This window comes from Phenylobacterium sp. (assembly GCF_046463815.1).
GTDB lineage: Bacteria > Pseudomonadota > Alphaproteobacteria > Caulobacterales > Caulobacteraceae > Phenylobacterium.
Genome location: NZ_JBKBRO010000016.1, coordinates 69429 through 83610 on the forward strand (window position 1 = coordinate 69429; position 14182 = coordinate 83610).

The window sequence follows — 14182 nt, forward strand, 5'->3', positions numbered from 1 at the left end:
GGTTGGCCGAACATCCGCCGATCGAGGCTTACGAAGCGCTCGACTCCACCAACGCCGAGGCCCGCCGCCGCGCCGAGGCGGGCGAGGCCGGGCCGGTCTGGATCACGGCGGCGGTGCAGACCGCCGGCCGGGGCCGCCGGGGCCGGGCCTGGTCGACCCATAAAGGCAACCTGGCCGCCACCCTGCTGACGCTTGCGGACGTCCCGGCCGCCGAGGCGGCCCAGCTCTCGTTCGTGGCGGCGCTGGCGGCCTGCGACCTCGCCGACGCCTGCCTGGGCCCCGGCGCAGCGCGGCTGAAATGGCCCAACGACGTGCTCCTGCACGGCCGCAAGGCGGTCGGCATCCTGGTGGAATCCGGGACACGGCCCGACGGTCGCCTTTGGCTGGCCGTGGGGATCGGGGTGAACCTCGCCCACGCGCCGCAGGACGTGGAGCGGCCCGCCGCCGCCTTCTCCGACTACATGGCCGGCCCGCCGCCGGAGCCGCGCGCGGCCCTGGAGGTCCTTGCCGCCGCCTTCGAGCGCTGGCGCAGGGCCTGGGCGACGCGGGGTTTCGCGCCGATCGCCGAGGCCTGGACCGAGCGGGCCGTGGGCCTGGGCCAGCCCTGCGAGGCGCGGCTGCCCAACCGCACGCTCACCGGCGTGGCCGAGGGCATGGATTCCGACGGCGCCCTGCGGCTCAGGCTGGACGACGGGTCCCTTGAGCGCGTAACGGCGGGCGACGTGTTTTTCGGGGGCGTGTGAGGCGACGGATGCTGCTGGCGATCGAACAGGGCAACACCAACACGCTCTTCGCCGTCCACGACGGTGAGCGCTGGACCGCCCAGTGGCGCGCGGCCACCGAATCCAGCCGAACCGCCGATGAGTATGCCGTGTGGCTCTCCCAGCTCCTCGGCATGGCCGGGCTGTCGCTGGGCGTGTTCGACGGCTGCATCATCTCGAGCGTGGTGCCGCAGTCGATCTTCAACCTGCGCAACCTCTCGCGCCGCTACCTGCACGTGGAGCCACTGGTGATCGGCGAGAACGCCGATCTGGGCATCCCGGTGCGCATCGACAAGCCGTCCGAGGCCGGCGCCGACCGCCTGGTCAACGCCATCGGGGCCCATGTGGTCTACCCGGGGGCACTGATCGTCATCGACAGCGGCACGGCCACCACCTTCGACGTCATCGCCGCGGACGGCGGGTTCGAGGGGGGTGTGATCGCGCCGGGGATCAACCTCTCGATGGAAGCGTTGCACAACGCGGCGGCCAAGCTTCCCCGGGTGGCGATCCAGAGGCCGCAGAAGGTCGTGGGGACGGATACGGTGGGCGCCATGCAATCAGGCGTGTTCTGGGGCTACATCGCCCTGATCGAGGGGCTGGTGGCCCGCATCAAGGCCGAGCGGGGCGAGCCGCTGACGGTCGTGGCCACCGGCGGCGTGGCCTCGCTGTTCCACGGCGCCACGACGGCGATCGACCATTTCGACCCGGATCTCACCATTCGCGGCATGCTGGAAATCTGGCGCCGCAACCAGGCGGCGGCGTGATGGCGCGTAACAAGGACACCGACGAGCTCGTCTTCCTGCCGCTGGGCGGGTCGAACGAAATCGGCATGAACTTCAACCTCTACGGCTTCGGACCGGCCCACGACCGCAAGTGGATCGTGGTGGACCTGGGCGTGACCTTCGGCGACCAGACCACGCCCGGCGTCGAGGTCATCCTGCCGGACCCGGAGTTCATCGAGGAACACGCCGACCGCATCCTGGGCATCGTGCTGACCCACGCCCACGAGGACCACATCGGGGCCGTGGCCTGGCTGTGGCCGCGCCTGAAGGCGCCGCTCTACGCCACGCCCTTCACCGCCTTCATCCTGCGCGAGAAGCTGCGCGAGGCCGACCTTCTGGACCAGGTGTCGATCACCGAGGTGCCGCTGGGCGGGTCCATCGAGCTGGGCCCGTTCAAGCTGGACCTGATCACGCTCACCCACTCGATTCCCGAGCCGAACGGGCTGGCGATCCGGACCCCGCTGGGGACCGTGCTGCACACCGGCGACTGGAAGATCGACCCCGATCCCCTGCTGGGCGGGGTGACCGACGAGGACGCCATCCGCCGCCTGGGCGACGAGGGCGTGCTGGCGATGGTCTGCGACTCGACCAACGTCTTCGTGGACGGCCACGCCGGGTCCGAGGCCGAGGTTCGCGTGGCCCTGACCAAACTGATCGCCGGGCTGAAGGGCAAGGTGGCGGTGGCCTGCTTCGCCTCCAACGTGGCGCGGATGGACAGCGTGATCCGGGCGGCGGAGGCGGCGGGCCGCCGCGTCTGCCTGGTGGGGCGCTCGATGCATCGCATGGCCGCGGCGGCCAAGTCGGTTGGGCTGATGCAGGACATCCAGCCTTTCGTGGAAGACACCGAGGCCAAGCTCCTGCCCGAGAACGCCGTGCTTTACCTCTGCACCGGCAGCCAGGGCGAGCCGCGTGCGGCGCTGGCGCGGATCGCCGAGGGCACGCACCCGCACGTGAGCCTGGGCGCGGGCGATTCCGTGGTGTTCTCCAGCCGGGTGATCCCGGGCAACGAGATTCCGATCCGCAACCTGCAGAACAATCTGACCGAGCGCGGCGTGCGCCTCTACACCGAACGCGACCATCCGGGCATCCACGTCAGCGGCCACCCGTGCCGCGACGAGCTGGCCCAGATGTACCGCTGGGCGCGGCCCACCGTGGCGGTGCCGACCCACGGCGAGCGGCGGCACCTGATGGAGCACGCCGCCTTCGCCCGCGACCTGCAGGTGCCGCAGCAGGTGACGCCCCGGAACGGCGATATGGTGCGCCTGGCGCCCGGCCGAGCCGAGATCATCGACGAGGTGCCGGCCGGCCGCCTGTTCGTGGACGCCGGCGTGCTGACGCCCGAGAACGGTCCCTCGCTGCGCGAGCGGCGGCACGCGGCCTTCAACGGCGTGGTGGCGGTCTCGGTCGTGCTGGACGGCCGCAACCGCATCGCGTCTGGGCCGCAGGTGAGGGCGCTGGGCCTGCCCACCGACGACGACTATCCGCTCGACGAGGTGCTTGACGACCTGGCCGACGAGGCCCGCGAGGCCCTGAACCGCCTGAAGGGCGAGCAGCGCGAGCTGGACGAGGAGGTCGAGACCGCCATGTCCCGCGCCGTGAAGAAGGCCAGCCAGCGCATCTGGGGCCGCCGCCCCGTGGTCGAGACGACGGTGCTCAGGGTCTGAAGTTCCCCTGCGTGATCTCGCGCCCATCCGGCAAGCGGCGTATAGGACGCCCATGAAGATCGGGAAGCTGAACCATGTGGGCGTCGCCACGCCCTCCATCGAACAGTCCGCCGCCATGTACCGCGACGTGCTGGGGGCCACGAAGATCGGCGAGAAGTTCGCCATGCCCGAGCAGGGCGTGTGGGTCTGCTTCGTCGACCTCCCAAACAGCCAGATCGAGCTGATCGAGCCGCACGGCGACAACTCGCCGCTCAAGGGCTTCCTTGAAAAGAACCCGGCCGGCGGGCAACACCACGTCTGCTTCGAGGTCGAGGACATCATCGCCGCCCGCGACGACATGGTCGCCAAGGGCGCCACGGTGCTGAACAACGGCCAGCCCCGCATCGGGGCCCACGGCACGCCGGTGATCTTCGTCCATCCGAAGAACATGGGCGGCGTCCTGGTGGAGTTGATGGAAACGCCGAAGGGGGCGCACTGATGGGCCCGATCACCGCGATTGCGATCTACCTGACCATCTGGTGGACGGTGCTGTTCGCGGTGCTGCCCTGGGGCGTCCAGAGCCATCATGAGGCCGGGATCGACCGGGGCGACGGCGGCGACCCCGCCGCGCCGGTGAACCCCAGGCTGAAGCAGAAGTTCCTGACCACGACCTGGATCTCGGCCCTGGTCTTCGCGGCGATCTGGGCGGTCATCCAGTTCGGCCTGATCAAGCTGCCCAGCCTGCCGTCGGGCTATTAGGGAGCCCAAGGGTTCCTGGCGCGTTGCCAAGCTTCGGGCGGGGAGGGTATCAGAGCGCCTCCTTCCCGCCTTGAATCCTTAGGACACCGACAACGATGCGCCTTTCGCGTTACTTCATGCCGACGTTGCGCGAGGCGCCCTCGGACGCCCAGATCGTCTCGCACCAGCTCATGCTGCGCGCGGGCATGATCCGCCAGGAGGCGGCCGGCATCTACGCCTGGCTGCCGCTGGGCCTGAAGGTGCTGAAGCGGATCGAGCAGATCGTCCGCGAGGAGATGAACCGGGCCGGCGCCGTCGAGGTGCTGATGCCGACCCTCCAGCTCGCCGACCTATGGCGCGAGAGCGGCCGCTACGACGACTACGGCGAGGAGATGCTGCGCATCAAGGATCGCCACGAGCGGGACCTGCTGTACGGCCCCACCGCGGAGGAGGTCATCACCGACATCTTCCGGGCTTACATCAAGTCCTACAAGGACTTGCCGAAGAATCTTTACAACATTCAGTGGAAGTTCCGCGACGAGCGCCGGCCCCGGTTCGGGGTCATGCGCGGCCGCGAGTTCCTGATGAAGGACGCCTATTCCTTCGATATCGACGAGGCGGCGGCGCGCCGGGCCTACAACCGGATGTTCCTGGCCTACCTGAACGTCTATGCGCGGCTGGGCCTGAAGGCGATCCCCGTGCGGGCCGACACCGGTCCGATCGGGGGCGATCTGTCTCACGAGTTCATCATCCTGGCCGAGACGGGCGAGAGCGCCGTCTTCGCCCACCGCGACCTCGTGGAGATGGGCGCGCCGGGCCCCGACATCGACTGGGACGGCGACCTGGAGCCGCTGGTGCAGCAGCGCACGCGCCTCTACGCCGCCAGCGACGAGATGCACGACCAGGCCCGCTTCGAGGCCGAGGCGCCCGAGGACAAGCGGATGTCCGCCCGCGGCATCGAGGTCGGCCACATCTTCTATTTCGGCGAGAAGTACTCGCGGCCCATGAACGCCAAGGTGGCTGGCCCCGACGGCCAGGACCGCTTCGTGCAGATGGGCTCGTACGGCGTCGGCGTCTCGCGCCTGGTGGGCGCGATCATCGAGGCCAGCCACGACGAGGCCGGGATCATCTGGCCCGACAGCGTGGCGCCGTTCGGCGCGGCCGTCGTGAACCTGCGGCCCGGCGAGGCGGCGGTGGACGAGGTGGCCGAGCAGGCCTATCGGGCGCTCCAGGCCGCCGGCAATGACCCGCTGCTGGACGACCGCGACGAGCGGCCGGGCGCGAAGTTCGCCAGCCTCGACCTCGTGGGCGTGCCCTGGCAGCTCATCGTCGGCCCGAAGGGCGTGGCCGAAGGCGTCGTCGAGCTGAAGCGCCGCGCCACCGGCGAGCGCCAGACCCTGCCGCTCGAGGCGGCGCTGAAGGCGATCACCGGGTGAGCGACCCCGCCGCCGTCATGGGCGGGCGCGCCCCGCCGTTCGGCTACTGGGAGCGGATGCTGGCCGGCCGCTACCTGCGCGCCAGGCGCAGCCAGGGCGGCGTGGCGCTGATCTCGGTGATCTCGTTCATCGGCATCATGCTGGCCGTGGCGGTGCTGATCATCGTCATGAGCGTGATGAACGGCTTCCGGTCCGAGATGCTGACCCGCATCCTGGGCTTCCAGGGCCACCTCTACGTCACCGGCGGGGTGCTGGACGGCCCGGAACGCGACGCGGCGGTCCAGCGCATCCTCAAGGTCCCCGGCGTGGTCCAGGCCGCCCCCATCGTCGAGGCCCAGGCCATCGCGCTGGGGCCCACCCAGATCTCGGGCGCCATCGTGCGGGGCATCTCGCCCAGGGACCTGCGGGACACCAAGCTGGTTTCCGGCAATATCTCAAAGGGTTCGCTCGCCGAGTTCGGCGCGGGCGAATACGGCGGCGAGACGATCGTGGTGGGCCAGCGGCTGGCCGAGGCCCTGGGCGTGGCGCCCGGCGACGTCCTGACGCTGATCTCGCCCTCGGGGGGCGCCACGGCTTTCGGCGGCGCGCCGCTGCAGAAGGACTATGTGGTCGGCGCGACCTTCAGCGTCGGCATGAGCCAGTACGACCAGGCCTACATCTACATGCCGCTGGAGCAGGCCCAACTCTTCTTCGGCCGGGAAGGGACCGCCGACGCCATCGAGATCCGCGTCCAGGACCCGGACCATGCCGCCCGGATGAAGGCGGCGATCAACCAGGCCGCCGGCCCGGCCGCCCTGGTCACCGACTGGACCCAGCGCGACAGCTCCTTCTGGGGCGCGCTGAAGGTCGAGCGCAACGTGATGCGGCTGATCCTCATGCTGCTGGTCGCCATCGCGGCCATGAACATCATCTCGGGCCTCGTCATGCTGGTGAAGAACAAGGGCCGCGACATCGCCATCCTGCGGACCATGGGGGCCGGGCAGGGCTCGGTGCTGCGCATCTTCTTCATGGCCGGGGCCGCCGTGGGCGTGCTGGGCACCGCCGCGGGGCTCTCGCTGGGCGTGCTGTTCTGCGTCTACATCGAGCAGATCCAGGACCTGGTGGAATGGATCACCGGGGCCACGGTGTTCTCCTCGGACGTCTATTTCCTGTCCCACATCCCGGCGAAGGTGGACTGGCGCGAGGTGGTGGTCATTACCGCCTGGGCGCTGGGCATGAGCTTCGTGGCCACCCTGCCGCCGGCCTGGCGGGCCTCGCGCCTCGATCCGGTGGAGGCGCTCCGCTATGAGTGAGCCCGTCCTCTCCATCCGCGGCCTTGAGCGCACTTACCGCACGGCGGCGGGGCCGCTGACGGTGCTGCGCGGCGTGGACCTGGACCTGCGCCCCGGCGAGATCGTCGGCCTGATCGGGCCCTCGGGGTCGGGCAAGTCGTCCCTGCTGCACGCCGCGGGCCTGCTGGAGCATCCCGACGCCGGCCGCATCAGCGTGCTGGGCCGCGACTGCTCGAACCTGGGGGAGGGGGAGCGCACCCGCGTGCGGCTGGCTGCGATCGGCTTCGTCTACCAGTTCCACCACCTGCTGCCGGAGTTCTCGGCCCTCGACAACGTGGCCCTGCCGCAGATGATCGCCGGCAAGAGCCGCAGGGCCGCCCGCGACCGCGCCGCCCTGCTGCTCGGGGAATTGGGGCTGACCGAGCGCGTCCACCACCAGCCGGCCCAGCTCTCGGGCGGGGAGCAGCAGCGGGTGGCCATCGCCCGCGCCCTCGCCAATTCGCCCCGCATCCTGCTGGCCGACGAGCCCACGGGGAACCTCGACCCGACGACCTCGGGCGCGGTATTCGAGAACCTCTATGCGCTGGCCCGCAAGACCGGAGTCGCGGCCCTCGTGGCCACCCACAACCTTGAGCTCGCCAGCCACATGGACCGGGTGCTGGCGCTGAGGGACGGGCGCCTGGAGCCCTGGACGAAGCCCGAGGCGGCCGGAGCCTAGGTCGTGGACTCATAAGCTCTGAGCCAGAGTCGGGTTGAGGCGAGGAGGACGGCGGCGAGGAAGTTCCTTGCGAGCTTGTCGAAGCGAGTGGCGACGCGGCGGAAGTGCTTGAGGCGGCAGAAGAAACGCTCGACCTGATTCCGTTGCCGGTAGATGGCCGGATCGACGGAGCGCCTGACGATGCGGCGCGAGCAGCTTGGGATGCTGGGCTGGGCTCCCGAGCGGGCGATCAGCTCGATCACAGCGTTGGAGTCGTAGCCGCGGTCGGCGACGACGGTGGTTGGTGTAGGCAGGCCGGCGAGGAGTTCTGGGACGGCGCCCATGTCGGAGGCCTGGCCCGGCGAGATCAGCAGGCGCACCGGCAGGCCGTCCTGATCGACGACGGCGTGGATTTTGGTGCTCAGTCCTCCACGAGAACGGCCAATGGCGTGATCCGGGCCCCCTTTTTTCCGCCGGCGGCGTGCTGGTGAGCCCGGATGATCGAGCTGTCGATCATCTGCATCGACTGCGGGGACTGGGCTGCCAGGGTCTCGAATATCTTCAGCCAGACCCCCGCCTTCGCCCAGCGATTGTAGCGGTTGTAAACCGTCGTGTAGGGGCCGTAGCGCTCCGGCAGGTCCCGCCAAGGCGTGCCCGTCCGCAACACGTAGAAAATGCCGTTGAGCACCCTGCGATCATCGACCCGGGCCACCCCTCGCGGCTTGTTCGGAAGCAGCGGCGCGATCAGCCGCCACTCCGCCTCGCTCAGATCGTAGCGCGCCATCCGAAGGCTCCTTTCGGTAGCCTTGAATCAAGCGTCGCACTCACCCGCAAGCTTTATGGGTACAGAACCTAGCGGCGCGCCCTCCAGCCCTCGGCCGTGCGGGCGTCCGGCAGGTCGATCTGATTCAGGATCGCGATCAGGGCCTCGCCGCCGGCCTGGATGTCGGCCTTCGGATGCACCTGGCGGATGTCGTAGGTGTACTCGCCGCGGCGGAGGAACAGCACGACCTGCACCCGGCCCTGGTTGTCGACCCAGTTGCGGCCGATCTGGACCTGGGCCTTGGGACCCTGGGGTGGGTCGGTGAGCCGCGCGGCGACGCCCACGGCCTTCTCGAGTTCCTTTAGGCCGGCGTTGACGAGCAGCTTGTCCTTGGAGGCATCCGGCTGGCGGGTCACGTAGATCGTCGCCCACCCCGTGTCGCTCTCGAGCATGCAGGCCATGTTTAGGCGCGCGTCGTCAGGGTCGTAGACGCCGAGCACCTGGCGTTCGTAGGTTCCGAAGGCCCGGGGGCAGACGAAGCCGGAGCCGCGCATCACGAAGGCGGCGTCGTCGCCCCAGGTGATCAGATGGTCGTCGGGCACATAGAGCGCGGCGAAGCCGTCCGCGCCGGCGATGTCCTGCGGCCGGAGAATCTCGGCCTGGGGACCGTCCTCCAACGGGATGAGGAGGCTGATCGCGTCGCCCACGGGATCGTGGACGGCGATGGCCCTCCGGTCCGTCTCCAGCAGTTCGGCGATGTCGTCCGCGATCCGGCGCGCCGACGGCGGCCCGTCGTAGATCTGGCCGATGTAGTTCGCCCCTCTGTCGCGGCCCACGAGGTAGTAGGCCGGCGCGTTGCTGGCGGCGGGCAACCCCTGGCGTCCGCCCTGATCCCAGGCCCTGGCGTCCGACAGCGACGGTCCCCTCATGACGAAGAAGAAGTCGTCGTGGCCCGTGGCGCCGGCCCATCGCACCGGCAGGCGGCCGCTCCCGCTGTTGAGCGTCCAGATGGCGTCTGCAACCTCGAACCGGGCGACGGCGCAGGGCTGGGCGGCCTCGATCTCCTTCTCCGGCCATCGCCCCGGTCCCGACGGATCGTGCAGGGTCAGGAAGATGGCGCTGATCAGCGCGCCGCGCGTGGCCGGGTCGAGCGGCGTCTTGAGGACGACGGGCTTGCCGGTCTCGGCCAACGGCGCGGCGCAGGCCGCCGCCATCTGCTGGAACATCCGCTCGGGCTTCGCCTGGGCGAACGCGGGCTGGGCCGCGAGGACGGGCAGTCCCGTGATGAGCAGGGCCGCGACGGCTCCGCGAAGGCTGTGCATACCGGAGGTCCCCCCAACGAATCTTCGCAACCTATAGCAGGCTTGACGGCGCGAACAAAAGGGGAATAAGAACGAAAAAGGAACACAGGGGTTGTCCCTGCGATTGTCCACAGGGACCCCACAGGAAGGATGCCGCAGATGGTTCGTCTCGCCCGGGAATCGCTGGCGTTTATGTCGGTCGCCAGCTTTGTCTGGATGGTGTGCGCCGTGGCGGCTCATGTGAGCTGACGCCATGCGAATGGGGGAGGCGGCCGGGTTGAGCGAAGATGCCGAAGGCTTCGTCCACCTGCGGGTCCGGTCCGCCTATTCGCTGCTGGAAGGGGCCATCAAGGCCGACAAGATCGGCGACCTCGCCAAGGCCCAGGGGATGCCCGCCGTGGCGCTGGCCGACCGGGCCAACCTGTTCGGCGCCCTGGAGTTCTCGGTGGCCACCAAGGGCGCGGGCGTCCAGCCGATCATCGGCTGCGCCCTGCCGGTCTCGGGGATCGGCGAGAAGCCGCCCGAGCGCTGGGCCAAGACCCCCACCGTCATGCTGCTGGCCCAGAACGAGGCCGGCTACCTGAACCTCTGCGAGCTCTCCTCGGCGGCCTTCCTCGACGTGGACGCCAGCGAGGAGCCGAACGTCCCCTGGGCCAAGGTCCGGGAGCGCGCCGAGGGGCTGATCCTGCTGTCCGGCGGGCCGGACGGGCCGGTGGACCACCTGTTCGCGTCCGGCAAGGTGAAGGAGGGTCGCGCGGCGCTCTCCGAGATGAAGGCCGCATTTGGCGACCGCTTCTATGTGGAGTTGCAGCGCCACGGGACGCCCGCCGAGGCCGCCGCCGAGGGCGAACTGGTGGCCTTCGCCTATGACGAGGACGTCCCCCTCGTCGCCACCAACGACGTCTATTTCAAGGACCCCAAGATGCACGCGGCGCACGACGCGCTGCTCTGCATCGCCGACGGGGCGTTCATCGGCCAGGACGAGCGGCGGCGGGTGAGCGCCGAGCACTGGTTCAAGCCGCCGGCCGACATGCGGGCCCTGTTCGCCGACCTGCCCGAAGCCTGCGACAACACCCTGGACATCGCCCGGCGCTGCGCCTTCATGGTGCACAAGCGCGACCCGCTGCTGCCGAGGTTCACCACCGACGCCGGCCGCTCCGAGGCGGACGAACTGGCCCACCAGGCGCGCGAGGGGCTGAAGGCCCGCATGGCCCGGGGCCAGGCCAACGTCTATCCGGCCGAGGACTACGAGGCCCGCCTGGAGCGCGAGATCCAGGTCATCACCCAGATGGGCTTCCCGGGCTACTTCCTGATCGTCTCGGACTTCATCAAGTGGGCGAAGGCGCGCGGCATCCCGGTGGGGCCGGGGCGGGGCTCGGGCGCGGGCTCGCTGGTGGCCTATGCGCTGACCATCACCAACCTCGACCCGCTGCGCTACGGCCTGCTGTTCGAGCGCTTCCTGAACCCCGAGCGGGTCTCGATGCCCGACTTCGACATCGACTTCTGCCAGGAGCGGCGGGAGGAGGTGATCCAATACGTCCAGCAGCGCTACGGCCGGGACAAGGTGGCCCAGATCATCACCTTCGGCACGTTGCAGGCCCGCGCCGTGCTGCGCGACGTGGGCCGGGTGATGCAGCTTCCCCTGGGCCAGGTGGATCGGCTGGCCAAGATGGTGCCGGCCAATCCCGCGAACCCGGTGACCCTGGCCCAGGCCATCGACGTCGAGCCGCGCCTGAAGGAGGAGGCCGCCCGCGACGAGGCGGTCGCGCGCCTGCTCGACGTGGCGCTGCAGTTGGAAGGCCTCTACCGCAACGCCTCGACCCACGCCGCCGGCGTGGTGATCGGCGACCGTCCGCTGACCCAGCTCACGCCGCTCTACCGCGATCCGCGCTCGGAGCTGCCGGCCACCCAGTTCAACATGAAGTGGGTCGAGAGCGCGGGCCTCGTGAAGTTCGACTTCCTGGGCCTGAAGACGCTGACGGTCATCGACCGGGCGGTGAAGCACCTGGAGAAGCGCGGGGCGGCCGTCGACATGGACGCCCTGCCGCTGGACGACGCCAAGACCTACGAGCTGATGAGCAGCGCCCAGACGATCGGGGTGTTCCAGCTCGAAGGGCAGGGGATGCGCGACACCCTGCGCCAGCTCCGGCCCGGCAGCATCGAGGACGTCACCGCCATCGTGTCGCTGTACCGGCCGGGCCCGATGGACAACATCCCGGCCTTCGTCGACTGCAAGTTCGGCCGCAGGGAGATCGACTACCTGCACCCCACGCTCCAGGGGGTTCTGAAGGAGACCTACGGCATCATCGTCTACCAGGAACAGGTGATGCAGATCGCCCAGATCCTGGCGGGCTACAGCCTCGGTCAGGCCGACCTCCTGCGCCGCGCCATGGGCAAGAAGAAGAAGGAGGAGATGGAGCAGCAGCGGGCGCTGTTCGTCTCAGGCGCCGAGGCCAAGGGCGTGCCGGCCGCCCAGGCGGGGGCGATCTTCGACCTCGTGGACAAGTTCGCGGGCTACGGCTTCAACAAGTCCCACGCCGCCGCCTACGCCGTGGTCAGCTACCAGACGGCCTGGCTGAAGGCGAACGCGCCGGTCGAGTTCTTCGCCGCCTCGATGAGCCTCGACATGGCCAACACCGACAAGCTGTCGGTGTTCTACCAGGACGCCAAGCGGTTCGGCGTGAAGATCCGCCCGCCGTGCGTGAACCGCTCGGGCGCCGACTTCGAGGTGGAGGACGGCGAGGTGCTCTACGCCCTGGGCGCGATCCGCAACGTGGGCCTGCAGGCGATGGAGCACGTGGTGCAGGTGCGCCGCGAGGGCGGGCCGTTCCGGGACATCTTCGACTTCGTGGAGCGCGTGGACCCCAAGCAGGTCAACAAGCGCACCTTCGAGACCCTGGCGCGGGCCGGGGCCTTCGACGCCATCCATCCGAACCGGGCCCAGCTCGTGGAGGCCGCCGAGCTGCTGGTGGGCGTGGGGCAGGCCGTGGCCGCCCAGCGGGAGTCGGACCAGGGCGGCCTGTTCGGCGACGGCGACCGCGACCTCGTCGAGGCCCAGAAGCGCAAGATGCCGCGCACCGAGCCCTGGACGCCGACCGAGCGGCTGGACGAGGAGCTGGCGGCGGTGGGCTTCTACCTTTCGGGCCATCCGCTGGAGGACATGGTCGAGGCCCTGCGCCGGCGGCGCACCGACCTGCTCACCGACGCCATCGCCAAGGCGGTGGCCGGGGCCGAGGCCCTGCGCATGGCGGGCGTCATCCGCCGCAAGCAGGAGCGGCCGTCGCGCACCGGGGAGAAGTTCGCCTTCGTGACGCTGTCGGACCCGACGGGCGAGTACGAGGTGCTGTTCCCGCCGGAATCCCTGCGCAAGTGCCGCGACCTGCTGGAGCCCGGACGGGCGGTGGCGCTGAAGGTGCGGGCCAAGGCCAACGAGGGCGAGGTGCGCTTCTTCGGCGACGACGTGGAGCCGGTGGAGAAGGCCGTCGAGAATGTGGTCGCGGGCCTGCGCGTCCACGTGGCCCCGCGCAGCGCCGAGATCGAGGCGCTGAAGAAGCGGCTGGAGGGCGTTGTCAATCCGCGGGGCGGGGAGATCGTGCTGGTCGCCGCCCTGGAGGTCGGCCGGGAGGTGGAGCTGAAGCTGCCCGGCCGGTTCACCCTGGACGGCGCCGTGCGCGGCGCGCTGAAGACCGCGCCGGGCGTCGTCTTCGTCGAGGACCTGTAGCGGCGCCCATGGCGGCGCCTATCGCGTCCGAAAGCCGCCAGACGGGCGGCTAGAGGCTGCCTAGAGACCCGCGTTCCGCCACCTTCCCTTGAGTCGCGACATGACCTTCGACAGCCGATCCTTCCCCTGCGCCGCCTTCCTGGCCCTCGCGGCCGTCCCGGCCGCCGCCTCCGCCACCGAACGGATTCCCGAACCTGGCCCTCGGGCCGAGCAGGCGCTGGAGGACGCGTGGTGGACCGGCCCGATGCTGGCCTCGGGCGCGGCGACGCTGCCCAAGGGGCGCTGGCTGGTGGAGCCCTATCTGTTCGACGTGCGCGGCGACGACGGCGACAGCCTCGGCAACCTGACCTACATCCTCTACGGGCTGAACGACCGGGTGACCGTGGGGGTGATCCCGACCTTCTCGTACAACCGCCCGGACGGCGCGCGGAACAGCTCGCACGTGGGCCTCGGCGACGTGACGGTGCAGGCGCAGTACCGGCTGACCGAGTTCCGCAAGGGGAGCTGGGTTCCCACGACCTCCGTGGTGCTCCAGGAGACCCTGCCGACGGGCAAGTACGACCGGCTGGACGGCCGGGCCGCCGACGGCTTCGGGGGCGGGGCCTACGCGACCACCCTGGGGGTCTACGCCCAGACCTACGCCTGGGCGCCGAACGGGCGGATCGTGCGGCTGCGCCTGAACACGTCCGCGACGGCGTCACGGGCGACCGACGTGCGGGACGACAGCGTCTACGGCACGCCCGCGGGCTTCCGCGGCCGGGCCAAGCCGGGCGCCTCGGTGCTGGTGGACGCGGCCATGGAATACAGCGCCACCCGGAACTGGGTGCTGGCGCTGGACCTCGTCTATCGCCACGACGAGCCGATCAAGGTCAGCGGCGTGGGCCCCGCCGGGGAGCTCATCGCCTACGACACGGGAACCCACGACAGCTTCGCCGTGGCCCCGGCCGTGGAGTACAACGTCTCGCCGACCCTGGGCTTCCTGTTCGGCGTCCGCGTCATCCCGGCGATCGCCGGGCGGCAGGCGACGGTGACGCCGGCCATTGCAGTGAATATGATCTACTAGTCGAGG

Annotated in this window: 13 protein-coding genes; 11 read left to right on the forward strand and 2 right to left on the reverse strand. The window is 70.0% G+C overall.

Annotation, left to right across the window (positions count from 1 at the left end; all coding sequences use genetic code 11):
* The first annotated feature begins 2 nt into the window (after positions 1-2).
* The 8 genes from ACK4TT_RS12155 to ACK4TT_RS12190 all read left to right on the forward strand — a co-directional run bounded on the left by ACK4TT_RS12155 (position 3) and on the right by ACK4TT_RS12190 (position 7349).
* A complete protein-coding gene (locus tag ACK4TT_RS12155) occupies positions 3-743 on the forward strand; it encodes a biotin--[acetyl-CoA-carboxylase] ligase (protein ID WP_409637244.1) in 741 nt (246 codons plus the stop codon).
* A gap of 8 nt (positions 744-751) precedes the next feature.
* Complete coding sequence (locus tag ACK4TT_RS12160; protein WP_409637247.1) at positions 752-1525, forward strand: type III pantothenate kinase; 774 nt, start codon at positions 752-754, stop codon at positions 1523-1525.
* Positions 1525-3207 (forward strand): ribonuclease J, encoded by a 1683-nt coding sequence (locus tag ACK4TT_RS12165; protein ID WP_410213049.1) that lies wholly within the window; start codon positions 1525-1527, stop codon positions 3205-3207. Before ACK4TT_RS12160 ends, ACK4TT_RS12165 begins: the two co-directional genes overlap by 1 nt.
* A gap of 52 nt (positions 3208-3259) precedes the next feature.
* Entirely contained in the window at positions 3260-3685 is a 426-nt protein-coding gene (gene mce, locus ACK4TT_RS12170; RefSeq protein ID WP_409637252.1) for a methylmalonyl-CoA epimerase, read from the forward strand.
* The gene (locus ACK4TT_RS12175; protein WP_409637255.1) at positions 3685-3945 is read left to right on the forward strand and encodes a DUF1467 family protein; all 261 of its coding nucleotides are present in this window, start codon (positions 3685-3687) and stop codon (positions 3943-3945) included. The genes mce and ACK4TT_RS12175 overlap by 1 nt, the downstream gene beginning before the upstream one ends.
* Positions 3946-4040: 95 nt before the next feature.
* Positions 4041-5360: a proline--tRNA ligase gene (gene proS / locus ACK4TT_RS12180; protein WP_409637258.1), complete on the forward strand. Its 1320-nt coding sequence runs from the start codon at positions 4041-4043 to the stop codon at positions 5358-5360.
* Positions 5361-5377: 17 nt separating this feature from the next.
* A complete protein-coding gene (locus ACK4TT_RS12185) occupies positions 5378-6652 on the forward strand; it encodes a lipoprotein-releasing ABC transporter permease subunit (protein WP_409637354.1) in 1275 nt (424 codons plus the stop codon).
* Positions 6645-7349, forward strand: a complete 705-nt coding sequence (locus tag ACK4TT_RS12190) for an ABC transporter ATP-binding protein (RefSeq protein WP_409637261.1) — start codon at positions 6645-6647, stop codon at positions 7347-7349. Before ACK4TT_RS12185 ends, ACK4TT_RS12190 begins: the two co-directional genes overlap by 8 nt.
* On the opposite strand, the gene ACK4TT_RS12195 is transcribed toward ACK4TT_RS12190, so the two are convergent.
* Positions 7346-8112 (reverse strand): IS5 family transposase gene (locus tag ACK4TT_RS12195; RefSeq protein WP_410213050.1). Its coding sequence is split into 2 segments (ribosomal slippage): positions 7346-7803 and positions 7803-8112, totalling 768 coding nucleotides; the frame shifts between segments, so codons are not numbered across the junction. The two genes, ACK4TT_RS12190 and ACK4TT_RS12195, sit on opposite strands and share 4 nt — an antisense overlap.
* 68 nt (positions 8113-8180) lie before the next feature.
* Positions 8181-9413, reverse strand: coding sequence for a hypothetical protein (locus ACK4TT_RS12200; protein ID WP_409637264.1), 1233 nt, complete (start codon positions 9411-9413; stop codon positions 8181-8183).
* 138 nt (positions 9414-9551) lie between these two features.
* Here ACK4TT_RS12200 and sidA point away from each other — a divergent pair, with 138 nt between their 5' ends.
* The 3 genes from sidA to ACK4TT_RS12215 all read left to right on the forward strand — a co-directional run bounded on the left by sidA (position 9552) and on the right by ACK4TT_RS12215 (position 14176).
* Positions 9552-9641 carry a cell division inhibitor SidA gene (gene sidA / locus ACK4TT_RS12205; RefSeq protein WP_409637267.1) on the forward strand — a complete coding sequence of 30 codons (90 nt, stop codon included), beginning with the start codon at positions 9552-9554 and terminating at the stop codon, positions 9639-9641.
* Positions 9642-9669: 28 nt separating this feature from the next.
* Positions 9670-13113: a DNA polymerase III subunit alpha gene (gene dnaE, locus ACK4TT_RS12210; RefSeq protein ID WP_409637271.1), complete on the forward strand. Its 3444-nt coding sequence runs from the start codon at positions 9670-9672 to the stop codon at positions 13111-13113.
* Between the two features lie 100 nt (positions 13114-13213).
* A complete protein-coding gene (locus tag ACK4TT_RS12215; protein WP_409637274.1) occupies positions 13214-14176 on the forward strand; it encodes a transporter in 963 nt (320 codons plus the stop codon).
* The last annotated feature ends 6 nt before the right edge of the window (positions 14177-14182 follow it).

Coding starts and splice junctions, on each gene's coding strand:
- ACK4TT_RS12160 (WP_409637247.1), top strand. CDS start 752: ATGCTGCTGGCGATCGAACAGGGCAACACCAACACGCTCTTCGCCGTC.
- ACK4TT_RS12165 (WP_410213049.1), top strand. CDS start 1,525: ATGGCGCGTAACAAGGACACCGACGAGCTCGTCTTCCTGCCGCTGGGC.
- mce (WP_409637252.1), top strand. CDS start 3,260: ATGAAGATCGGGAAGCTGAACCATGTGGGCGTCGCCACGCCCTCCATC.
- ACK4TT_RS12175 (WP_409637255.1), top strand. CDS start 3,685: ATGGGCCCGATCACCGCGATTGCGATCTACCTGACCATCTGGTGGACG.
- proS (WP_409637258.1), top strand. CDS start 4,041: ATGCGCCTTTCGCGTTACTTCATGCCGACGTTGCGCGAGGCGCCCTCG.
- ACK4TT_RS12185 (WP_409637354.1), top strand. CDS start 5,378: ATGGGCGGGCGCGCCCCGCCGTTCGGCTACTGGGAGCGGATGCTGGCC.
- ACK4TT_RS12190 (WP_409637261.1), top strand. CDS start 6,645: ATGAGTGAGCCCGTCCTCTCCATCCGCGGCCTTGAGCGCACTTACCGC.
- ACK4TT_RS12200 (WP_409637264.1), bottom strand. CDS start 9,413: ATGCACAGCCTTCGCGGAGCCGTCGCGGCCCTGCTCATCACGGGACTG.
- sidA (WP_409637267.1), top strand. CDS start 9,552: ATGGTTCGTCTCGCCCGGGAATCGCTGGCGTTTATGTCGGTCGCCAGC.
- ACK4TT_RS12215 (WP_409637274.1), top strand. CDS start 13,214: ATGACCTTCGACAGCCGATCCTTCCCCTGCGCCGCCTTCCTGGCCCTC.